The sequence below is a fragment of the Pelagerythrobacter rhizovicinus genome (assembly GCF_004135625.1).
Lineage (GTDB): Bacteria > Pseudomonadota > Alphaproteobacteria > Sphingomonadales > Sphingomonadaceae > Pelagerythrobacter > Pelagerythrobacter rhizovicinus.
In genome coordinates, this window is record NZ_SDPV01000001.1 from 39676 (window position 1) to 58808 (window position 19133).

Sequence of the window (19133 nt, forward strand, 5' to 3'; positions counted from 1 at the left end):
AACTCAGGACGGCGGGGGATGGGAGAGTTTAAGGCGGCCGGCGAGAATTTGCCGCTCGGGCAGTCCTACGGCAATTCGACGCCGACGCGGCCGGGCTGGATCACCCGTGCGCGGATCGTGTTGCGCTTCTCACCCGCGGGGCGGACGCGGATCCATTCGCCGACCGCGCCGCCTTCGAGCGCCTCGCCCTGACGGGACACGGTGAAGCCGCTGCCCTGGACGGCGATCGAAACTGCTTCGCCCCGGGCGATCACCGGCTCGGCCCTGGCCGCGGCCTGACCGGCCGCGACCGGCACGAACAGCCGCCAGCCGCCCGCCACCGGGCAGCGCACGAGCACCGTGCTGTTGGCGCTGCCGTACCATTCGAGAGCGAGCGGCATCGGGCACTGCGTCAGCTTGAGCCGCCGGTCGACCGGCAGGCGCGCGCCGCCCTCGGTGCCTTGCGGGGCGCCGGTGAAGCGGGCGACCTCGCGGTCGATACTGGCGAGATCGTGGAAGCCGGCGGCAAGCGCCGGAACCGCAGTGCCGAGCGCGCCGGCGAGAATTGCTGCTGGGATCAGTCGCATGATGTCACCTTCCGATGTCGCTTTCCTGCGGCGCGCGGGGCGCCGGGCGTGCCGGTGTCTCTGCAATCCCTGTGCCAGATGTGCGCCCGTCGAAGTCGAGCACCGCGACCAGATCGCTGGTCTGCGCGGGTTCGACCACGATCCGGGCGTTCCGTCCGGCCGCGCCTGCCTCGCTCGCGAGCGCGACCGCGGCAGCGGCCGTCTCGGCGCTCCGTCCGGCGGCATAGCGCGCGACGATGGTGAGGTTCTGCCGTGCGTCGTGCGGCTGCTCGGCGAGCCAGTCCGCCAGCGGCGGGGCCCCCGGCGCCGCGCGGTAGATGGCCAGCGGTTCGCCGCGCGCGGGGACCGGGCTCGCCGCCTCCGCCGGGTCGGCGGCCTCGGGCCGCTCGGCCATGGCGGCGGCGGTGACCATGAACAGAATCAGCGCGAGATCGGCCAGCGTGGTCTGCCAGCCGGCGCGGGCGTTCGAAAGGATCATGCGGCCACCTTGTCCGCCGTTTCGTCGGTCCGCAGCGGGATCGATCGTTCGACCGCGGCGGCCAGCCAGTCGATCAGTTCCTGCCGCTCGCGCTCCTCGGCGCGGGCCCGGCGGGTCAGGGCGGTAGCAAGCGGGGCGAAGACGAAGTTTGCCAGAACCAGGCCGTAGAGGGTGGTGATGACGGCGGTGCCGATCGAACGCGCATAGTCGGCGTCCGCAGCCGCTGCGAAGCCGCCAAGCGCGACAAGCGTTCCCGCAAGGCCGAGCACCGGCGCCAGCTCGGCGGCCTCGCCCAGCACCCGCGTCGCGGTATCCGCCGCGCCCTGGCGGCGCGCGCGATGGCGTGCGTGCTCGTCGTGAAGCGCCTTGATCGAGCGGTGGCGGATCAGGGCCTCGCTCAGATCGTCGAATTCGCCGTCACCGAAGCTGTGCGGCTCGGCCCGCAGAATGCCGTCCTCCCCGATCTCCTGCACTTGCGCGGCAAGTTCGGCACGCACCCGCGCACTGTCGAACGGACGGCTCGGAAGCTGCGCCAGCGCGTGCAGCGCCACGCGCGCGTCGCGCCAGCCGCAGCGCAGCAGCGTCGCCGCCAAAGTTCCTCCCAGTACGATCGCCGCCGAGAGCGGATCGAGCAATTGCATGATGTCCACGTGGTTCTCCTTGCCACGAAGAACGCCTTTGCCGGCGCGGGATTTAGCCCGCGGCGGACATTTGCCGCTTCCGGCAAACGCTTGCCGCCATCGCCTGCGTTTCCGGGCAAATTCACCGGCTGCGGACAATTGGCACGCTCTTTGCTGAACATCTGGGCGAACACGTCTGGAGGACTGTCATGAGCAACGGCCTTTTCGGCATTCACGGCGCGGCGCTGGAGATCAGGGCGCAGCGCATGGGCATGCTCGGATCGAACATCGCCAATGCGGCCACGCCCGGGTACAAGGCGCGCGACATCGATTTCGCTGCCGCCCTCGAAGCTCGCATGGGCGGCGCTGAGGGCGAGCGGGCGGTGGGCTCGGCCACTCGCTACCGCGTCCCGACGATGCCCAGCCTCGACGGCAATACCGTCGAGATGGCGACCGAACAGTCGGCCTTCGCCGAGAACGCCGTCGCCTATACCGCGACGCTCGGTTTCCTGCGCGGCCGGGTCGAGACCCTCACGCGCGCGATCAAGGGCGAGTGACGATGCCGGGCCCGATGACTCTCTTCGACCTCGGCCAGCGCGCGATGTCGGCACAGCTCGTGCGCATGAACGCCGCAGCTTCCAATCTCGCGAACGCGGGCAGCGTCGCGGGCAGCGAGGAGCAGGCGTATCGCCCGCTGCGCCCGGTCTTCGCCGAGCATCTCGATACCGCGACGGGCATGAGCACGGTGCGCGTCGACGGCGTCTACCGCGCCGACGTCGCCCCGGTCCGCCGGCACGAGCCGGGCCATCCGCTCGCCGACGCAAACGGCGACGTCTGGGCCAGCCCGGTCGATGAGAACGCCGAGATGGTCGAGATGCTCGAAGCCTCGCGCCAGTACCAGAACATGGTCGAGGCGCTTTCCACCGCCAAGCAGCTGATGCTCGAAACGATGAGGATGAAATGACCGTAGCAGCGACTTCCGGCGCCGCGCAGACCGCGGCCGGCACCGCCACCACCGGGCGCGACTATGCGTCGCTCGGCCAGGCCGACTTCCTCCGGCTGCTGACCGTGCAGGTGCAGCAGCAGGACCCGTTCGACCCGGTCGATAACAAGGAGATGCTGGCGCAGATGGCCCAGTTCTCCTCACTCTCCGGGATCACCGAAATGAACGAAACGCTGCAGGGCATTTCGGACAAGCTTGACGCCCTCGCGGCCGCGCAGGCGGCCACGAACCCCACCGAATGACGCACAGGAGCACACGGCAATGTCTTTCTACACTTCGCTGAACGGTCTGAAGAACTCGCAGACCGAGCTGGGCGTCATCGCCCACAACATCGCCAACGTCGAAACCAACGGCTTCAAGAAGGGCAGCACGCAGTTCGCCGACATCGTCGCCGGATCGGCGCAGTCGGACCCGCGGATGATCAAGGGCATCGGCGCCACGGTCGAAGGGATCACGCAGAATTTCGGCCTCGGGCCGATCGAGCAGACCGGCGGCGCGCTCGACGTCGCAATCACCGGCGACGGCTTCTTCGCGATGCGCTCGGCCGACAGCGGCAACACCGTCTTCACCCGCAACGGCGCCTTCGGCGTAGACGAGGCGGGCTTTATCACCGACGGCGGCGTCAACCGCCTGCAGGTCTTCCCGACCGATGCCGATGGCAACGTCACCTCGACCACGCCGGTCGATGCGCAGATCGCGCCGACCAACGCCGCGGGTGCCGAATACGTCGGCGTCGTGGTCGGCCAGGACGGCCTCGTCTCGGCATCCTATGCCGATGGAACGACCGAAGCGGTCGGCACCATCGCGCTCGCTTCGTTCATCACGCCGACCGGCCTCAAGCAGATCGGCTCGTCGAACTGGGAAGCGACCGGGATTTCGGGCCAGGCCAAGTACGGTTCGCCGGGCACCGGCCAGTATGGCTCGCTGATGTCGGGTTCGATCGAGCGGTCGAACGTGGACATCGCCGAGGAACTGGTCGGCCTGATCACCGCGCAGCGCAACTTCCAGGCGAACGCCAAGGCGATCGATACCGCGACCCAGATCTCGCAGACGGTCATCAACCTGAGGACCTGATCCGATGGACCGCCTGATCTACACCGCCCTCTCGGGCATGAACGCGTCGATGGACCGCCAGCGGGTGATCGCCAGCAACATGGCGAACGCCAACACGGTGGGCTTTCGCGCGGAACTGCTCGACCAGCGCCCGGTCACCGTCGACGGGGAGACCCTCGACGTGCGCGCCATGCAGCGCGCCGCCGTCCGCGGGGCGGTGATGGAGGCAGGCGAGATGACGCGGACCGGCAACGGCCTCGACATCTACATCGATGGCGAGGCGCTGCTGGCGGTCCAGGCGACGGACGGGACCGAGGCCTATACCCGGCGCGGCGATCTCTCGATCTCGCCGACCGGCGTGATCGTGAACGGCGAAGGGCTGCCGGTGCTCGGCGAGGCCGGGCCGATCACGGTGCCGCTGGGCACCAATCCGACGATCGCACCCGACGGCGTGGTCAGCGTGGCCGATCCTGCCGCGCCCGATCAGCCGCCGATGGAGATTGGGCAGATCAAGCTCGCCGGATGGCAGGGCAGCCCGATTGCCAAGGGGCTCGACGGCCTGTTCCGGGTCGAGGGCGGGGGCATCCTGCCCGCCGACCCCCAGGCGACGGTGATCACCGGCGCGCTCGAGCAATCCAACGTGAAGCCTACCGAGGTGCTGGTCGACATGATCCAGGCGCAGCGCCTCTTCGACATGCGCAGCAAGCTGATCGCCACCGCGCGCGAGTGCGACGAGGGCGGCGCGCAGCTCATGCGCCTGAGCTGAGACCCAACACGCCGACGAATTCGCTGACGAAAGGAACGTCACAATGCCTACTTCCGCTCTCCAGGTCGCCCGTACGGGGCTCGAGGCGCAGGACTCGCGCATGCGCGTGATCGCCAACAACCTCGCGAACGTCGGCACCACCGGCTTCAAGAAGGACCGCGCCAACTTCGCGACGCTCGCCTATCAGGACGCGCGGGTCGCGGGGCAGCGCTCCTCGGGCGAGACGGCCTATGCCACCGGTCTCAACCTCGGCACCGGCGTCGCCGTGCAGTCGACCAGCCAGATCGTGACCCAGGGCGCGCTCGACACCACGGGCAACGCGCTCGACCTCGCGCTCGACGGCGACGGCTACTTCCAGGTCGAGCTGCCGGGCGGCGAACTCGGCTATACCCGCGCCGGCAATTTTACCCGCTCGGCCGAAGGGCAGCTGGTCACCCAGCAGGGCTACATCGTCCAGCCGGCGATCACCATTCCCGAAGGCGCGACCTCGATCGCGGTCTCGCCCGACGGCATCGTCACCGCGATCGTCCCGGGCGACGCGGAGCCGGCCGAGCTCGGCCAACTCCAGGTCGCCAGCTTCGCCAACCCCGGCGGGCTGCGGGCGATCGGCGACAACTTCCTGGTCGAGACCGCAGCCAGCGGCGCCGTTCAGCTTGGGCCGGGCGGCGAGATGGGCCGCGGCAACATCCGCCAGGGCATGCTGGAAGCCTCGAACGTCAACATCGTCGAGGAGCTGGTCGACATGATCGAATGCCAGCGCGCCTACGAGGTCAGCTCGAAGATGGTCTCCGCCGTCGACGAGATGCTCCGCAATGCCAACCAGACACTGTGAGCAACGCCATGAAACGCATCTTTCTCCGCACCGCGCTCGCCGCCGGATCCGCGCTTGCCCTGGCCGCGTGCGGCGGCGAGCGGGCGACCGGCTTCCAGGCCGCGCTCCCGGCGCCTCCGCCGATGGCCGCGGCGCCGGCGAACGGCGCGATCTTCCAGCCGACCGGCGGCTTCGCCCCGCTCTACAACGGCCAGCGTGCCAGCCGCGTGGGCGATCTCGTGACCGTGATCCTGACCGAACGCACGCAGACCTCGAAGTCGGCGAGCTCGAACACCCAACGCGACGGGGGCATCTCGCTCTCGCCGCCGAGCAGCGGCCCGTTCTCGTTCGACCCCGGCGTCCTTAATTCCGGCGGCTCCTCGTCGTTCAATGGGCAGGGGGATGCTTCCCAGACGAGCAGCTTCAGGGGGGATATCACCGTGACCATCGCCGAAGTGCGCCCCAACGGGACCGCGTTCGTCCGCGGCGAGAAAGTCATGCAGCTCAGCCAGGGCGAGGAGTGGGTGCAGCTCTCAGGCATCATCCGCCTGGCCGACATCGACCCGTACAATCGCATCGCATCCCCGCGGATCGCCGATGCGCGGATCACCTATGCCGGCAAGGGTGCCGTGCAGCGCGCCAGCCGCGAAGGCTGGCTGTCGAAGTTCTTCAACTTCGTGACGCCGTTCTAGGAGGGCTGCGATGTTCAGAACCGTCATCCTCGGCTTCGCGGCCCTGTTCGCCGCCCTCGCCACGCCCGCCCAGGCGGAGCGCGTGCGCGATCTCGGCACGTTTCAGTCGGTCCGGTCCAACCAGCTGACCGGCTATGGCATCGTCGTCGGGCTCGACGGCACGGGCGACGACAACTTCGCCTATGTCACCCAGGCCATGCGCGGCGTGTCCGATCGCTTCGGGCTGCAACTGCCGCCCGGCGTCAACCCGGCGCTCAAGAATGCCGCCGCGGTGATCGTGACGGCGGAGCTGCCCGCCTTCTCCAAGCCGGGCCAGCGGATCGACGTGACAGTGTCGACCATCGGCAAGGCCAAGTCGCTGCGCGGCGGATCGCTGATCCTGACCGCGCTGCACGGCGCCGACGGGCAGATCTACGCCATGGCGCAGGGCAACCTCGCCGTCGGCGGGCTCGGCGTATCCGGCCGCGACGGATCGAAGCTGACGGTCAACGTGCCGACGGTCGGCCGCATTCCGGACGGGGCCAGCGTGGAACGCGCGGTCGCGACCGGGTTCGAGAATGCCGAAGTCCTGCGGTGGAATCTCAACCAGGCTGACTTCCTCACCGCCACGCGGGTGCGCGATGCGATCAACGCGCGCTACCCGGGCATGGCGGTGGTCGAGGACGGCGTGACCCTGGCGCTGCGGCTGCCCTACGGCGCCAATGCGCGCGCCGGGATCATGGCCGAGATCGAGATGCTCGCCATCGACCCGGCCGAGTCCGCGGCGAGGGTGATCGTCAACAGCCGCACCGGCACCGTGGTCATATCCAGCGCGGTGCGGCTCGCGCCCGCGGCCATCAGCCACGGCAGCCTGGTCGTGCGGATCGACGAGAACCCGACCGTGGTCCAGCCGGCCCCGTTCAGCGACGGCGAGACCGCGCTCGAACAGGACAGCGATATCGACGTCTACGAAGAGGGCAACCGCGTCGCCCTGCTCGAGCCCGGCGCCTCGCTGGCCGAGCTGGTCGACGGCCTCAACATGCTCGGCCTCTCGCCTTCCGATCTGGTCGCCATCCTCGAGGCGCTCAAGCAGGCCGGTTCGCTCAAGGCCGAGATGGTGGTCATATGACGGGCCCGATCACTCTGACCGCCGCCAATCCGGCGATCGTCTCGGCCACCGCGCCCGGCGGCAGCGAGCGCGAGCGGCTTGCCGAGGCCGCGCGGCAGTTCGAAGCGATCTTCGTGCGCCAGATGCTCGCGGCGGCGCGCAACGCGGACCTGGGCGGCGACGAGCTGTTCGGCGGCGGCGCCGGCGAGGAAACTTTCCGCGAAGTGCGCGATGCGCGTTTCGCGGAGGTTGCCGCGAGCACCGGCGCGCTGGGCCTCGCGACCACGATCGAGGCGCAGCTCGCCCGCTTCGTCGAGCCGGGCGGGAACTGACGCATGGCATCCGATCTCCTCTCGATCGCCGCCAGCGGCGCACGCGCGGCACGGGCCGCGCTCGACGTGACGGCGCAGAACATCGCCAACGCCTCGAGCGACGGCTATGTCCGCCGCAGCGCCCGCATGGAGGAGGTCTCCGCCGCGGGTGGGCAGGGGCGCATCGGCGACATCTCGCTGTCGGGCGCGCGGGTTTCGGGCATCCACCGCAACGCCGATCTGTTCCGCCAAGCCGAAGTGCGCCGCACCGGCAGCGACCTTGCACGCGCCGATGCCGAGCTCGGCGGGCTGGAGAACATCGAGTCCGCGGTCGAGCAGTCGGGCCTCTACGATTCGATCGTCGAGTTCGAGGCGGCGCTGCAGCAGCTCGCCTCCGACCCGACCAATTCGTCGCTCCGCTCCGCCGTCCTCGCGGGCGCCGACACGCTGGCGAACAAGTTCAACATCGCGGTCGATTCGCTCGGCGCGGCGGGCGAGGGGCTGCGCTTCAACGCCAGTGCCGCGACCGAAGAAGCCAACGTGCTCGGTCAGGAGCTGGCGCGCGTGAACCTGCGCCTGTCGCGCGCGGGCGAGGGCAGCAGCGACCGCGCGACGCTGCTCGACCAGCGCGACTCGCTGCTCGAGCGGATGAGCGGCATCACCGACATCTCGACCAGCTTCGCGGCGGATGGCGCGGTCACCGTGACCACCGGGGGCGCGACTCTGGTTCAGGGCGGCAACTTCACCCCGATGTCGATCGCGACGGCGGCGGACGGCACGATTGCGTTCGCCGTCGGCGGCGCGGCCGTGCAGCCTTCGGGCGGCGCGCTGGCGGGTGCCGCGCTGGCGCTCGAATCGGTGGCCCAGGTGCGCGGCCGGCTCGACACGCTGGCCGACGGGATCGCGAGCGCGGTCAACGCCGCGCAGGCGAGCGGCGTCGGGCTCGACGGCACGGCGGGCCAGCCGATTTTCGCCGGGACCGGCGCGGCCGGGATCAGGGTCGCCATGACCGACAGCGGCGGGATCGCGACCGCTCCGGCCGGCGCGCCGGCGAACAGCAACGACGGATCGAACCTCGCCGCCTTGCGGCAGGCGCTGGAGAGCGGCGGTGTCGCCGGTTCGGCCAATGCGCTGCTGTTCGATGTCTCCAGCGCAGTCGCCGGCAAGAGGGTGACGCGCGACGCGCTCGACGCGATCGCATCCTCGGCGCGGATCTCGCTCGAACAGCAGGCGGGCGTCGACCTCGACACCGAAGCCGCCAACCTGATGCGCTTCCAGCAGGCGTTCCAGGCCTCGGGCCGCGCGATGCAGGTCGCGAGCGACATCTTCCAGTCCCTGTTGCAACTGAGGTGAGGCCGCGATGATCAATCTCAGCACATCCGCCTTCTACGAACGCGCGACCCGCCAGGTCGGCACGCTGCGCGCCGAGGCCGAGAAGCTGCAGCAGCAGATGGGCACCGGCGAGCGCCTCTCGCGCTCGTCCGACGATCCGGTTGCGGCCGCGCGGTTGCGCACGCTGGCGCGCGGCGAGCGGCTGGCCGAGATCGACCAGCGCAGTTCCGATCTCGCTTCGACCGATCTCAAGATGACCGACGACGCGCTCGGCTCGCTCGCCACGCTGGTGATACGCGCCAAGGAGCTCGCAACGCAGGCTGCGACCGAGACGTTGAGCGCCGAGCAGCGCGCGACGATCGGCGGCGAAGTCGAAAGCCTGCGCCAGGCCGTGCTGCACATCGCGAACAGCCGTAACAGCGCCGGGCATGCGCTGTTCGGTGGGCAGGCTGCGGGGACCGCCTATCAGGATAGTGGCGGGACGGCCGCCTATGTCGGCACCGCGGCGAAAGACGCGGTCGACCTCGGCGACGGGCAGTCAGTCATTCCCTCGCTGACGGGGCCCGAAGTGTTCGCGTTCGAGGCTGGCGGCGTGCCGACCGACCTGTTTGCGGTCCTGGGCGATCTCGCCACCGCGCTCAAGAGTGGCGGCGACCCGACCGGGCCGACCGGCGTTGCGCTCGACGGCCTGGCCGCCGGGCTCGACAAGATCACCACCGCGCAGACCGTGGTCGGCGGGCGGCTCGGCTGGATCGAGGTGATGGACGAGCGCCGCGTGGCCAATTCCGAACTGGTCGCCGACGAGCAGAAGGCGATCGGCGAGGCCGATCTCGCGGTCACCATGACGCGGCTGCAGGAAGTGACGACCGTGCTCGAGGCGAGCCAGGCGAGCTTCGTCCGGCTCGCGGGCCTCTCGCTGTTCGACATGATGCGCTGATAAAAAGAACAAGGGTTTCCAAGACATGTACGCTGCAATCGGTATCGTCGTCCTGCTCGTCATGGTGTTCGGCGGATTCGCCCTCACCGGCGGCGCGCTCGGCCCCGTGATGGAGGCCGTGCCGCACGAGATGATGATCATCGGCGGCGCGGCGGTCGGCGCGCTGATCGCCGGCAACTCGATGCACGAGCTGAAGGCGATCGGCCGCTCGTTCGTGAAGATCTTCAAGGGCCCGCGCCATTCGCGGCAGGACCATATCGACGCGATCGCGCTGACCACCAAGCTGATGAAGCTGCTGCGTACCGAAGGGCCGGTCGCGCTCGAAAGCCATGTCGAGAACCCCGCCGACTCCGAGCTCTTTGCCGAGTACCCGAACCTGCTCGCCAACGAGCCTCTGATCGCCCTGATCTGCGATACGCTGACGCTGATCGTCGTCTCTTCCGGCACGTTGGAGACGCACGCGGTGGAGGACGTGATGGACAATGCGATGAAGACGCATTTCCACGAATTGCGCGAACCGCAGCACGCGCTGCAGTCGCTCGCCGATGCGCTGCCGGCGCTCGGCATCGTCGCCGCCGTGCTCGGCGTGGTGAAGACCATGGGCTCGATCGACCAGCCGCCGGCGGTGCTCGGCGGGATGATCGGATCGGCGCTCGTCGGCACCTTCCTCGGCGTGCTGCTCGCCTACGGCGTCGTCGGCCCGCTAGCCGGGCGGCTCAAGCAGATCATCGACCAGGACGAGCAGATCTTCCACGCGGTCAAGCAGGTGATCATCGCCTCGCTCAACGGCTATCCGCAGCCGCTGGTGGTCGAAAGCGCGCGCTCGGGTCTCGGCCATGCGTTCCGCCCCGGCCTCTCGGAGCTGCTCGACAGCCTGCGGGGAAGGTAGGATGGCCTCGCGCTCAGGGCGCAACGATCCCGCGCCCCCGATCATCGTCAAGAAGGTCACCGTCGTCCAGGACGCCGGCCACCACGGCGGCGCGTGGAAAGTCGCCTATGCCGACTTCGTGACCGCGATGATGGCGTTCTTCCTGCTGCTGTGGCTGCTCGGTTCGACGACCGAGGCGCAGCGCAAGGGGATCGCCGACTATTTCACGCCGACCCTGGTCAAGCTGAAGGAAAAGAGCGCCGGCTCCGACGGGCTGCTCGGCGGCGCCTCGCTGGTCGATCCCGACAATTATCCGCACCGCGCCGCGCAGACCGGCAAGCGCCCGATCACCGTGCCGCGCGACGCGACCGGCGGGCAGAAGGAAAGCATCGACCGCGCGCGGCGCATGCGCGAGCGCGTGGAGGCGGAGATCGCCCACGACCGGCGCCTGCGCCGCCTGATGCGCCAGGTGCGGATGGTCGACACGGTGGAGGGCATCCGGATCGACCTGGTCGACGATGCCGATTTCTCGATGTTCGTGCTCGGGACGACGGTGCTCACGCCCGACGCCGCGAAGCTGATGAAGGTGATCGCCGAAGCGGTGCGCCCCGAACCGGGCGACCTGACGATCCGCGGACACACCGACGCCCTGCCGTGGAAGAGCGGCGCGGCGGCCAACAACTGGTCGCTTTCCGCCGGCCGCGCCGAGGCGACCCGCCAGGCGCTGATGCGTGGCGGCATCGGCGAAACCCGCTTCCGCCGCATCGAAGGCGTCGCCGACCGCGAACCGCTGGTCGGCGACAACCCCCAGGACCCGCGCAACCGGCGGATGTCGATCCTGCTGATGGATTAGGTGTGTTCCCGCATGCCATCGGGCCGACAGGCCGATCGTGCGGCAGACCATGCATCCGCCCCTTCGTCATCCCCGCGCAGGCGGGGATCCAGGGACGAGCGCCGGACAATGGATCCCCGCGTGCGCGGGGATGACGTGAGGTTAGGGACCGCACCCACACAAGATCCTCCGGCGGCGAACCCGGATGCGTGACGCCTGGTACTCGGATCGCGCGGCCGGTGCGGCACGCCAGGAGGCGTGCGCGGGGTCGGGCGGGTGGCGGTTTGGTTGCGAACGACCGACGGATGCGTTTGCGGCGTGAGGTTCGCCGCACCCGATCCGCTTGCCCGCCGCCGCCGCGGTGGGGCCCGGTTCGATCCCTGCGGTCCGGGACTGGCGGGCGCAGACGGCCGGGACTCGCCAAAAGTCCGCCTGTGCCCCGTGGCTGATCCGCCACGCCAGCGCGCGGTGGGCCGCTGCCGGGAGACCCGGGGCTGATCGCCGGGTTCGCAAGGGCAGCGCGCAGGCACCGCGAACATCCATGTCCCGGCTTCCGGCGGAAGGGAGCAATGCTTCCGGCTCCTTGAGGGGTTACACCCGAGCCTTGCATCGCACGCCAGCCGCACCGGCCGCGCCGCTGGAGCGAGGAGCAGAGCCCATCGACCAGCGGAAGAGAGACAAGGCACCGTCGACACAAGCGCCTGCCCCGATCCTCGTTGCCTGGCGTTGAGGTCCACCAGGCCAGCACCCCCTAACCTATATGGTTCGTTTTGTCAAGAAGAGAGCGCGCAAGTAGTGTTCCGGGCCGGATCCCGCTATGGCAGGCAGGCAAAGCGCCCGGATTGCCCAAACCCCGGAAAGCGAGGGGCGCAAGGGAAGAGGGCCCGACATGAGCACCGACCGCCACACCGTGCGGTCCTATGACTCGGTTGCGGCCGAGTACGCGGCCGAAGCCGCCGCGATGCCTCGCTGGGTCGCGACGGAGATCGATGCGTTTGTAGCAGAACTGGGCGGCTCCGGCAGGGTGCTGGAGATCGGAAGCGGCGGCGGACGAGATGCGCTCGAGCTGGAGAAGCGGGGGATCAGCGTCCGGCGCACCGACGTTTCGAGGGGGTTCGTCGACCTGCTTCGCGACAGCGGCTTCGCGGCCGACCTGCTGGACCCGCTGACCGACGATCTGGCCGACCCCCGTTGCCCCGGCGTGCCGTACGACGGGATCTGGGCCTGCGCCTGTCTGATCCACGTCGCCCGCGAGGATTTCCGCGCGGTGCTCGGACGGCTTGCCGAGACAACGCGGGCCGGCGGCGCACTGTATGCCTCGGTCAGAGAGGGCGATGGCGAGGACACGTCCGCACACGGCAGCGTCGCGGCGCCTCGGCGCTACGCCGAGACATACTGGCGCGAGCCCGCCCTGCGGTCGGCGCTCGCAGACGCCGGCTGGACCGTCCGGAAGATAGGCCGGTACACCGGAAGGCCCGATGATCGGTGGCTGAGCGTTCGGGCGATTCGGGCGTGACGGTGGCGCGGCCCGATAAAGAAAAGGCCCGGCGCTGGTGACAGCGCCGGGCCCTCGAAGACCGAATCGGTCTGCCGATTAACGCAGCAGCGACATAACGTTCTGCTGGCTCTGGTTCGCCTGCGACAGCATCGCGGTCGAAGCCTGGCTGAGGATCTGCGCCTTCGCCAGCGCAGTCGTTTCGGCCGAGTAGTCGGTGTCCTGGATGCGCGAGCGCGCGTCGGACAGGTTGGTGACGTTGTTGGTCAGCGTGTTGACCGCCGATTCGAGACGGCTCTGGCCGGCGCCCAGCGTGGCGCGGGCGGTCGAGATCGCTTCGAGCTGCGTGTCCGCGTCGGCAATCGCCGTCGTCGCCGATGCGGCGTCGGTGCCGACGTCGAACGTTGCGGCGGCGAGACCCGAGAGATCGGCCATCGTCAGGTCGATCGTGTCGGTGCTTTCGGCACCGGCCTGGATCGTGACGGTGGCGGTGCTGGCGTCGAACAGCTTGACGCCGTTGAACTCGCTGTTCGCGATGACGGCGTCGATCTGCGACTTGAGCTCGGTGACTTCCGCCTGCAGGTTGGCGCGGTCGCTGTCCTGGTAGGTGCCCGAGGACGACTGCACGGCCAGCTCACGAACGCGCTGCAGCATGTTGGTGACTTCGTTGAGGCCGCCTTCCGCGGTCTGCGCCAGCGAAATCCCGTCGTTCGCGTTGCGGATCCCCTGGCTCATGCCACGGATCTGCGAGGTCATCGACGTTGCGATGGCGAGGCCGGCGGCATCGTCCTTCGCGCTGTTGATGCGGTTGCCGGTCGACAGACGCTCCATGGCGGTGCCGAGGGCCTTGTTGGCGGAGGCCGAGGCGTTGGCAGCCTTCAGGGCGCTGATATTGGTATTGATAACGGACATTGTTCAAACTCCCACAATGCTCTTCAAGGGCTGCCCCGAGACCCCGTCTTGGGCGGCAGCTGAAACCCAGACCGGCAATGATGCGGGAAGTTTTAGGGGGCGGGCGGATTTTCGTGACTGCGCCGCGGTTTGAGAAATGCTCGTCGTCCCAGCGCCACGGCTGAGATTGTCTGCAGCGAAGTCCGGCCCGGCGGCGAGCGATCCCGGCTTTCGCCGGGATGACGTCAGGGTGACGGAGAGCTGTGTGCCACTCGAACTAAGTATTCATACTTAAGGGCGTTTCTCCGTTAACCATTAAGCGAATTTTGCCCATGCCGGCGCCAATACCCGCTGCGGACGGAATTGGTTAATCAGCAGGGGGCTGAAGTGGGATCGATCGAACGGACCCAAGGGTTCGAAAAGGCTCACGCGTCGCTGGCGGGCAAGTTCGCGGGGATCGCTTCCTCGCTCTTTCCGCGGCAGGTCGTGCACCTCGCCGACGCTGCCGAAAGCGGGCTGGGCAAACTGCCCGGCACGATTGCGCTGGCGCGGGCCGACGCGCCCTCCATCGAACGGATGGGAACGGGCGCCCGGCTGACCTACGCCGATCCGGTGTCGGAAGCGACCTTCGGCGCGCTCGTCGCGCTGGCCGCGGCCGGTGGGGGGCCGGTCGCGGCCGATCCGGAATCGCTCTCGGTCCTGGCGCTCGCCGACCGGCTGGCGGGGACCGATATCCCGGTGCTCATCAACGGCCCGACCGGCACCGGCAAGGAAGTGCTGTCGCAGTTCATCCACAACCGCAGCGCGCGGCAGGACAAGCCGTTCGTGGCGGTGAACTGCGCCGCCATTCCCGAGACGATGCTGGAAGCGCTGCTGTTCGGCCACCAGAAAGGCGCCTTCACCGGTGCCAACGCGGCGGGCGAGGGCTTCTTCCGCGCGGCCGAGGGCGGCACGCTGCTGCTCGACGAGATCGCCGAGATGCCGCTTCCGCTCCAGGCCAAGCTGTTGCGCGCGCTGCAGGAAGGCGAAGTCGTGCCGGTCGGCGCGACCACGCCGGTCAAGGTCGACGTGCGGATCATCGCCTGTGCCAACCGCGATCTGCCGCTGGAGGTCGAGGAAGGCCGTTTCCGTGCCGACCTGTTCTACCGCCTCAATGTCTTCCCGATGACCCTTTCCGCGCTGCGCGAACGGCCCGGCGACATCGTGCCGCTCGCCTTCGCCATGCTGCTGCGCCACGCGCCGCAGGGGCAGCAGGTTCCCTGGCTCACCGACGGCGCGATCGCCATGCTCAAGCAGCACGGCTGGCCCGGCAATATCCGCGAGCTGGAAAACGTCATGCGCCGCGCGCTCGTGCTTGCCGGCAACGAGACGGCGATCGGCACGCAGCATATCGTGTTCGACCGGCCCGCACGGCTGGTCGAGCGGTCGCCCGAGCCGGCGCCGCAGGCCGATCTCGACGCGGCGGGCGCGGGGGCCAAGCTCTCCAAGGTGGTGCAGCTTTCCGAAGCGCGCGCGATCATGGAAACGCTCGACGCCTGCGGCGGCAAGCGGGCCGAGGCCGCGCGCCAGCTCGGCATCAGCGAGCGCACGCTGCGCTACCGCCTGGCATCCTTCCGTGAAGCCGGCCTGGCCGTCGGAGGCCGTCGATGAGCGGCGTGGGCGGCATTGGCGGTGCCGGATCGGTCCAGCAGATCATGGCGTTGCGCCAGCAGATCGTGGAGCGATCGAGCGTGCTGCAGGAAATCCATCAGGCGAAGGGCGCCGAACACGCGGGCGCTGCGGCGCCGAGCGAACCGGCGGGCGGGGGTTTTGCCGACACGCTCAGAACGGCACTCGACGGGGTCAACGCGGCACAGACCAAGTCGTCCGAACTCGCCGCCGGCTACGAGCGCGGCGAAGTGACCGACATCGCCAAGGTCATGCTCGCGCGGCAGGAGGCCGGGATCGCGTTCGAAGCCACGCTGCAAGTCAGGAACAAGCTGTTGTCCGCCTATCAGGACATCATGCGGATGGGGGTTTGATTAGATGAGCGACCTCGTGCCCACGGGCGGTTCCTCCGGCTCGCTCCTCGCGCCGCTGCGCGCGGGGGGCGGCGGTTCGTTCAAGGACCGCGCCGCGGCTTTCGTGGCGCAGCCCGCGGTGAGGAAGGCCTTGCCCTGGTTCGCCGGGCTCGCCGCCGTGGGCATGGCCGCACTGCTGTGGGCCGCGCTCGCCCCGGCGCCGCAGCGCGTGCTCTACAGCTCGCTCGGCGATGCCGACCGCGCCGGCGTGGTCAGCGCGCTGGAGGCGGCGTCGATCGGGTACACGATCGACAATGCGACCGGCGCGCTCACCGTGGGGGAGGACGATCTCTATCGCGCGCGCATGGTGGTCGCATCCGACGGTGCGCTCGCCACCCCCGAGAGCGGGCAGGATCTGATCGACGCGCTGCCGATGGGCGCCAGCCGCACGCTCGAGGGCGACCGGCTGCGCGCGGCGCAGGAACGCGACCTGATGCTGACGATCCGCGAGATCGACGGGGTCGAATCGGTCCGTGTCCATCTCGCGCGGGCCGAGCGATCGGTTTTCGTGCGCGACAACCTGCCGCCGACCGCCTCGGTCATGCTGCGCATGGCGCGCGGGCGGCAGCTTTCCGAATCGCAGGTCACCGCGATCGCCAATCTCGTCGCCGCCTCGGTGCCCGGGCTCTCGATCGACGCGGTGCGCATCGTCGATCAGCACGGCCGGCTGCTATCCGAGCCGAAGGGCGCGGATTCGGACCGGCTCGAGCTGCAGACGCGGATGGAGGCCAAGCTGCGCTCGCAGGTCGACCAGTTGCTTTCCCCGATGATCGGTGCGGAGAACTTCTCCAGCGAAATCCAGGTCGCGCTCGATATGAGCGAAGTGACCTCGGCCCGCGAAAGCTACGACAAGGACGGCGCGGTGCGCCGCGAGACGACCCAGACTTCCACCATGGCGGGACCCGGCGCCGCCGTCGGTGTGCCCGGCGTGCTGACGAACACCCCGCCGCCGGCGCCCGAAGCCGTCGAAGGCGCGCCCGAGGGCGGCCCGGCCGAGGCCAACGCGCCCGAAGTGGGCGAGAGCAGCGCCACCCGTACTTACGAACTGGGCCGGGAGGTCGCGGTGTCGAACATCGCGCCCGGCGACCTGAAGCGCCTGTCGGTCGCGGTCGCGATCAATCAGGACGTGCTCGAAGGCGCCAAACCGGCCGACATCAAGAAGTTCGAGGATCTGGTCGCCGCGGCCGTCGGCGCCGATACGGCGCGGGGCGATACGGTCGCGGTCATCGTGCGCCCGTTCGACGCGCCCGTGGCCGAGGAACCGCCGTTCTGGGAAGCGCCGTGGTTCGCGATGGTCGTGCGCAATCTGGTCGCGCTGATCTGCGTCGTGCTCGCGCTGCTGTTCGTCGCCCGGCCGATCGTCCGCGCATTGACCGGCCGCAAGGACGAGGAAGGCGAGGAGGCGGAAGGTGAAATGACCGTGCTTCCGGCCGGCCGCCGGCCCGCGCTGATCGCGATGAACGACGAGCCCGACCGCGAGGAGCTTTCCGCACAGATCGAGCTCGCCCAGCGCATCGCGCGCGAGCAGCCCGACGACGCGCTCCAGGCATTGCGCCGAATGCTCGGCGAGACGCGCAACACCGAAGGAGTCGCGTGATGGCTGCTGCGATCGAGTTCGACGGTGCCGACCGCGCGGCCGTGATGGTCATGCTGCTCGGCGAGGAGGAGGCGGCCAGGCTGCTCGCCGGCCTCTCGCCCGAGGAACTGCGCAGGCTCGGCGCCAAGATGTGCGAGCTGGGCGAGATCGGTCCGACCGCGATCGCCGACGCCATCGCCAGCTTCGCCGATTCCGCCAGCCAGTCGGGCATTTCCGCGCATGGCCGGGTCGACGACGTCCGCCGGATCATGACCGGCGCGCTCGGCGAGGTGAAGGCGGACAGCATCATGCGCCGTGTCGCCCCGCCCGAGAACGCGCCACGCAATCCGGCGCTCGAGATCGCCCAGTGGCTCGAGCCCGACGTGCTGATCCCGCTGATCCAGGACGAGCATCCGCAGGCGATTGCCGTGCTGCTCGTCCAGCTCGAACCCGCAACCGCCGCGGCGGTGCTCGCCGGTCTGCCGGAGGATCTGCACACCCCGGTCGTCCACCGGATCGCCAGCCTCGGCCCGGTCTCGCCCGAGGCGATCGCGATCCTGGAGGAAACCCTGGCCGCGAAGATCGCCGGCACCCACGGGATCAGGAAGCTGACCATGGGCGGCGTGCGCGAGGCGGCGGAGATCATGAACAGCGCCGCGCGCAGCATGGAGAAGCGCGTCATTCCGGGCCTCAACAAGCTCGACAAGCAGCTCGCCCGCGACATCGAGAGCGAGATGTTCAAGTTCGAGCATCTGCTCGACCTCGACACCCAGACGATCGGCCAGCTCCTGCGCGAGATCGAGAGCGAAGTGCTGATCGACGCGCTCAAGGGTCTCGAGGAAGCGCAGCGCGAGGTCTTCTTCGCCGCGATGTCGAGCCGCGCGGCGGACGGCCTGCGCGACGAGATCGAGGAACGCGGCCGGATCAAGCGTGCCGACGTGGAAGCGGCGCAGAAGGCGATCGTCGCGACCGCGAAGAAACTCGCCGCCGACGGCACGATCGTCGTCGGCGGGGCGGACGACGACTATGTCTAAGCAGAAATCGCGATTGGTCCTATTCCTCCCCATCGCAAGACGATGGGGAGGATTCTCGAATTTCGCGCTTCACCGATCTCCAGCCTTCGCGGGATGCCAGTTGAATGTCGATACAGTCTAGAGCCTGTCTCCCGCTCGAGCGGCTGCGTGGCAGCGGCGGATTCTCGCGCGATCCGCGCTTTTCTCCGCTGTTCGTCGTCCCTGCCGAGGAAACGGCGGCGGAACCCGCGCGCGATCCCGTGGCCGAGGCCTACGAGCGCGGATTTTCCGAAGGCGCCGCGCAGGCCGAAGCGCGCGCGCAAGAGCAGGAACGCGAACGCGACGCGCGGCGCCATGCAATCGAACTCGCCTTCGCCCGCTTCGACGCCGACAGCGCCGCCGCGCTGCGCGAGCGCCTGCGGCTGACGGTGCTGACGCTGTGCGAGGACGCGATCCTGCCGCTCGCGCTCGACGAGGATGGCCTCGTCGCGCGGATCGGCAAGGCCACCGCCATGCTCCAGCGCGCGCAGGACGAGCGCCGCGTATTGCTCCATCCCGACGATCTGGCGCTGGTCGAAAGCCGGTTGCCGGCCGATCTCGTTGCCGTACCCGACTCCTCGGTCGAGCGGGGCGGCTTGCGGATCGAGACCGAGGACGGCGGGATCGAGGACGGGCCCTCGCAGTGGCGCCGCATTCTCGAAGAGGCTTTCCGGGAGTGCTGAGCGAGCTGGAAACGGTGCTC

The 19133-nt window shown here is 69.3% G+C and carries 23 protein-coding genes; 19 read left to right on the top strand and 4 right to left on the bottom strand.

Annotated elements, in window-relative coordinates; genetic code table 11:
• Window positions 1-65: 65 nt before the first annotated feature.
• The 3 genes from ETX26_RS00210 to ETX26_RS00220 are packed head-to-tail and all read right to left on the bottom strand — an operon-like array spanning window position 66 to window position 1685.
• The gene (locus ETX26_RS00210) at window positions 66-566 is read right to left on the bottom strand and encodes a flagella basal body P-ring formation protein FlgA (RefSeq protein ID WP_129522715.1); all 501 of its coding nucleotides are present in this window, start codon (window positions 564-566) and stop codon (window positions 66-68) included.
• Window positions 567-570: 4 nt separating this feature from the next.
• Window positions 571-1044: a hypothetical protein gene (locus ETX26_RS00215; RefSeq protein ID WP_129522716.1), complete on the bottom strand. Its 474-nt coding sequence runs from the start codon at window positions 1042-1044 to the stop codon at window positions 571-573.
• The gene (locus ETX26_RS00220; protein ID WP_129524071.1) at window positions 1041-1685 is read right to left on the bottom strand and encodes a MotA/TolQ/ExbB proton channel family protein; all 645 of its coding nucleotides are present in this window, start codon (window positions 1683-1685) and stop codon (window positions 1041-1043) included. The genes ETX26_RS00215 and ETX26_RS00220 overlap by 4 nt, the downstream gene beginning before the upstream one ends.
• A gap of 188 nt (window positions 1686-1873) precedes the next feature.
• Between ETX26_RS00220 and flgB the strand changes: the two genes are divergently transcribed.
• The 14 genes from flgB (at window position 1874) to ETX26_RS00290 (ending at window position 12872) form a co-directional block, all read left to right on the top strand.
• A complete protein-coding gene (gene flgB / locus ETX26_RS00225) occupies window positions 1874-2221 on the top strand; it encodes a flagellar basal body rod protein FlgB (RefSeq protein ID WP_129522717.1) in 348 nt (115 codons plus the stop codon).
• A 14-nt stretch (window positions 2222-2235) separates the two neighbouring features.
• Window positions 2236-2628 carry a flagellar basal body rod protein FlgC gene (flgC, locus tag ETX26_RS00230; RefSeq protein ID WP_225425435.1) on the top strand — a complete coding sequence of 131 codons (393 nt, stop codon included), beginning with the start codon at window positions 2236-2238 and terminating at the stop codon, window positions 2626-2628.
• Window positions 2625-2909, top strand: coding sequence for a flagellar hook capping FlgD N-terminal domain-containing protein (locus ETX26_RS00235; RefSeq protein WP_129522719.1), 285 nt, complete (start codon window positions 2625-2627; stop codon window positions 2907-2909). Before flgC ends, ETX26_RS00235 begins: the two co-directional genes overlap by 4 nt.
• Before the next feature lie 19 nt (window positions 2910-2928).
• Window positions 2929-3741: a flagellar hook-basal body protein gene (locus ETX26_RS00240; RefSeq protein WP_129522720.1), complete on the top strand. Its 813-nt coding sequence runs from the start codon at window positions 2929-2931 to the stop codon at window positions 3739-3741.
• 4 nt (window positions 3742-3745) lie between these two features.
• Window positions 3746-4486: a flagellar basal body rod protein FlgF gene (locus ETX26_RS00245; protein ID WP_129522721.1), complete on the top strand. Its 741-nt coding sequence runs from the start codon at window positions 3746-3748 to the stop codon at window positions 4484-4486.
• Window positions 4487-4529: 43 nt separating this feature from the next.
• Window positions 4530-5318 (top strand): flagellar basal-body rod protein FlgG, encoded by a 789-nt coding sequence (gene flgG, locus ETX26_RS00250; protein ID WP_129522722.1) that lies wholly within the window; start codon window positions 4530-4532, stop codon window positions 5316-5318.
• Between the two features lie 8 nt (window positions 5319-5326).
• Window positions 5327-5989, top strand: a complete 663-nt coding sequence (locus ETX26_RS00255) for a flagellar basal body L-ring protein FlgH (RefSeq protein WP_129522723.1) — start codon at window positions 5327-5329, stop codon at window positions 5987-5989.
• Window positions 5990-5999: 10 nt separating this feature from the next.
• Window positions 6000-7097: a flagellar basal body P-ring protein FlgI gene (locus tag ETX26_RS00260; protein WP_129522724.1), complete on the top strand. Its 1098-nt coding sequence runs from the start codon at window positions 6000-6002 to the stop codon at window positions 7095-7097.
• A complete protein-coding gene (locus tag ETX26_RS00265) occupies window positions 7094-7408 on the top strand; it encodes a rod-binding protein (protein WP_129522725.1) in 315 nt (104 codons plus the stop codon). The genes ETX26_RS00260 and ETX26_RS00265 overlap by 4 nt, the downstream gene beginning before the upstream one ends.
• A 3-nt stretch (window positions 7409-7411) precedes the next feature.
• Window positions 7412-8740 (top strand): flagellar hook-associated protein FlgK, encoded by a 1329-nt coding sequence (gene flgK, locus ETX26_RS00270; RefSeq protein ID WP_129522726.1) that lies wholly within the window; start codon window positions 7412-7414, stop codon window positions 8738-8740.
• A 7-nt stretch (window positions 8741-8747) separates the two neighbouring features.
• Window positions 8748-9656, top strand: a complete 909-nt coding sequence (locus ETX26_RS00275; RefSeq protein WP_129522727.1) for a flagellin N-terminal helical domain-containing protein — start codon at window positions 8748-8750, stop codon at window positions 9654-9656.
• Between the two features lie 25 nt (window positions 9657-9681).
• Window positions 9682-10545: a flagellar motor stator protein MotA gene (gene motA / locus ETX26_RS00280; protein ID WP_129522728.1), complete on the top strand. Its 864-nt coding sequence runs from the start codon at window positions 9682-9684 to the stop codon at window positions 10543-10545.
• Between the two features lies 1 nt (window position 10546).
• A complete protein-coding gene (locus ETX26_RS00285; protein WP_129522729.1) occupies window positions 10547-11377 on the top strand; it encodes a flagellar motor protein MotB in 831 nt (276 codons plus the stop codon).
• Between the two features lie 868 nt (window positions 11378-12245).
• Window positions 12246-12872 (top strand): class I SAM-dependent methyltransferase, encoded by a 627-nt coding sequence (locus ETX26_RS00290; RefSeq protein WP_129522730.1) that lies wholly within the window; start codon window positions 12246-12248, stop codon window positions 12870-12872.
• 78 nt (window positions 12873-12950) lie between these two features.
• Here ETX26_RS00290 and ETX26_RS00295 read toward each other — a convergent pair whose 3' ends face one another.
• Window positions 12951-13763 carry a flagellin N-terminal helical domain-containing protein gene (locus ETX26_RS00295; protein ID WP_129522731.1) on the bottom strand — a complete coding sequence of 271 codons (813 nt, stop codon included), beginning with the start codon at window positions 13761-13763 and terminating at the stop codon, window positions 12951-12953.
• Window positions 13764-14129: 366 nt separating this feature from the next.
• On the opposite strand from ETX26_RS00295, the gene ETX26_RS00300 reads away from it, so the two are divergent.
• From ETX26_RS00300 to ETX26_RS00320, 5 genes are all read left to right on the top strand, one after another.
• Entirely contained in the window at window positions 14130-15392 is a 1263-nt protein-coding gene (locus ETX26_RS00300) for a sigma-54 interaction domain-containing protein (RefSeq protein WP_129522732.1), read from the top strand.
• Window positions 15389-15763 (top strand): flagellar hook-basal body complex protein FliE, encoded by a 375-nt coding sequence (gene fliE, locus ETX26_RS00305; protein WP_129522733.1) that lies wholly within the window; start codon window positions 15389-15391, stop codon window positions 15761-15763. The genes ETX26_RS00300 and fliE overlap by 4 nt, the downstream gene beginning before the upstream one ends.
• A gap of 4 nt (window positions 15764-15767) precedes the next feature.
• On the top strand, window positions 15768-17399 hold the full coding sequence (gene fliF, locus ETX26_RS00310; protein ID WP_129522734.1) for a flagellar basal-body MS-ring/collar protein FliF: 1632 nt from the start codon (window positions 15768-15770) through the stop codon (window positions 17397-17399).
• On the top strand, window positions 17399-18412 hold the full coding sequence (fliG, locus tag ETX26_RS00315) for a flagellar motor switch protein FliG (RefSeq protein WP_129522735.1): 1014 nt from the start codon (window positions 17399-17401) through the stop codon (window positions 18410-18412). Before fliF ends, fliG begins: the two co-directional genes overlap by 1 nt.
• A gap of 104 nt (window positions 18413-18516) precedes the next feature.
• Window positions 18517-19113 carry a FliH/SctL family protein gene (locus tag ETX26_RS00320; protein WP_129522736.1) on the top strand — a complete coding sequence of 199 codons (597 nt, stop codon included), beginning with the start codon at window positions 18517-18519 and terminating at the stop codon, window positions 19111-19113.
• Window positions 19114-19133: the final 20 nt, after the last annotated feature.

What these genes read in the sequence shown, in the direction of transcription:
- flgB (WP_129522717.1), top strand. Translation starts at nt 1,874, where the DNA reads ATGAGCAACGGCCTTTTCGGCATTCACGGCGCGGCGCTGGAGATCAGG.
- flgG (WP_129522722.1), top strand. Translation starts at nt 4,530, where the DNA reads ATGCCTACTTCCGCTCTCCAGGTCGCCCGTACGGGGCTCGAGGCGCAG.
- ETX26_RS00265 (WP_129522725.1), top strand. Translation starts at nt 7,094, where the DNA reads ATGACGGGCCCGATCACTCTGACCGCCGCCAATCCGGCGATCGTCTCG.
- ETX26_RS00285 (WP_129522729.1), top strand. Translation starts at nt 10,547, where the DNA reads ATGGCCTCGCGCTCAGGGCGCAACGATCCCGCGCCCCCGATCATCGTC.
- ETX26_RS00255 (WP_129522723.1), top strand. Translation starts at nt 5,327, where the DNA reads ATGAAACGCATCTTTCTCCGCACCGCGCTCGCCGCCGGATCCGCGCTT.
- ETX26_RS00245 (WP_129522721.1), top strand. Translation starts at nt 3,746, where the DNA reads ATGGACCGCCTGATCTACACCGCCCTCTCGGGCATGAACGCGTCGATG.
- fliF (WP_129522734.1), top strand. Translation starts at nt 15,768, where the DNA reads ATGAGCGACCTCGTGCCCACGGGCGGTTCCTCCGGCTCGCTCCTCGCG.
- ETX26_RS00240 (WP_129522720.1), top strand. Translation starts at nt 2,929, where the DNA reads ATGTCTTTCTACACTTCGCTGAACGGTCTGAAGAACTCGCAGACCGAG.
- ETX26_RS00275 (WP_129522727.1), top strand. Translation starts at nt 8,748, where the DNA reads ATGATCAATCTCAGCACATCCGCCTTCTACGAACGCGCGACCCGCCAG.
- fliE (WP_129522733.1), top strand. Translation starts at nt 15,389, where the DNA reads ATGAGCGGCGTGGGCGGCATTGGCGGTGCCGGATCGGTCCAGCAGATC.
- ETX26_RS00235 (WP_129522719.1), top strand. Translation starts at nt 2,625, where the DNA reads ATGACCGTAGCAGCGACTTCCGGCGCCGCGCAGACCGCGGCCGGCACC.
- fliG (WP_129522735.1), top strand. Translation starts at nt 17,399, where the DNA reads ATGGCTGCTGCGATCGAGTTCGACGGTGCCGACCGCGCGGCCGTGATG.
- flgC (WP_225425435.1), top strand. Translation starts at nt 2,236, where the DNA reads ATGACTCTCTTCGACCTCGGCCAGCGCGCGATGTCGGCACAGCTCGTG.
- flgK (WP_129522726.1), top strand. Translation starts at nt 7,412, where the DNA reads ATGGCATCCGATCTCCTCTCGATCGCCGCCAGCGGCGCACGCGCGGCA.
- ETX26_RS00215 (WP_129522716.1), bottom strand. Translation starts at nt 1,044, where the DNA reads ATGATCCTTTCGAACGCCCGCGCCGGCTGGCAGACCACGCTGGCCGAT.
- ETX26_RS00260 (WP_129522724.1), top strand. Translation starts at nt 6,000, where the DNA reads ATGTTCAGAACCGTCATCCTCGGCTTCGCGGCCCTGTTCGCCGCCCTC.
- ETX26_RS00295 (WP_129522731.1), bottom strand. Translation starts at nt 13,763, where the DNA reads ATGTCCGTTATCAATACCAATATCAGCGCCCTGAAGGCTGCCAACGCC.
- ETX26_RS00290 (WP_129522730.1), top strand. Translation starts at nt 12,246, where the DNA reads ATGAGCACCGACCGCCACACCGTGCGGTCCTATGACTCGGTTGCGGCC.
- ETX26_RS00320 (WP_129522736.1), top strand. Translation starts at nt 18,517, where the DNA reads ATGTCGATACAGTCTAGAGCCTGTCTCCCGCTCGAGCGGCTGCGTGGC.
- ETX26_RS00220 (WP_129524071.1), bottom strand. Translation starts at nt 1,685, where the DNA reads ATGCAATTGCTCGATCCGCTCTCGGCGGCGATCGTACTGGGAGGAACT.
- ETX26_RS00210 (WP_129522715.1), bottom strand. Translation starts at nt 566, where the DNA reads ATGCGACTGATCCCAGCAGCAATTCTCGCCGGCGCGCTCGGCACTGCG.
- motA (WP_129522728.1), top strand. Translation starts at nt 9,682, where the DNA reads ATGTACGCTGCAATCGGTATCGTCGTCCTGCTCGTCATGGTGTTCGGC.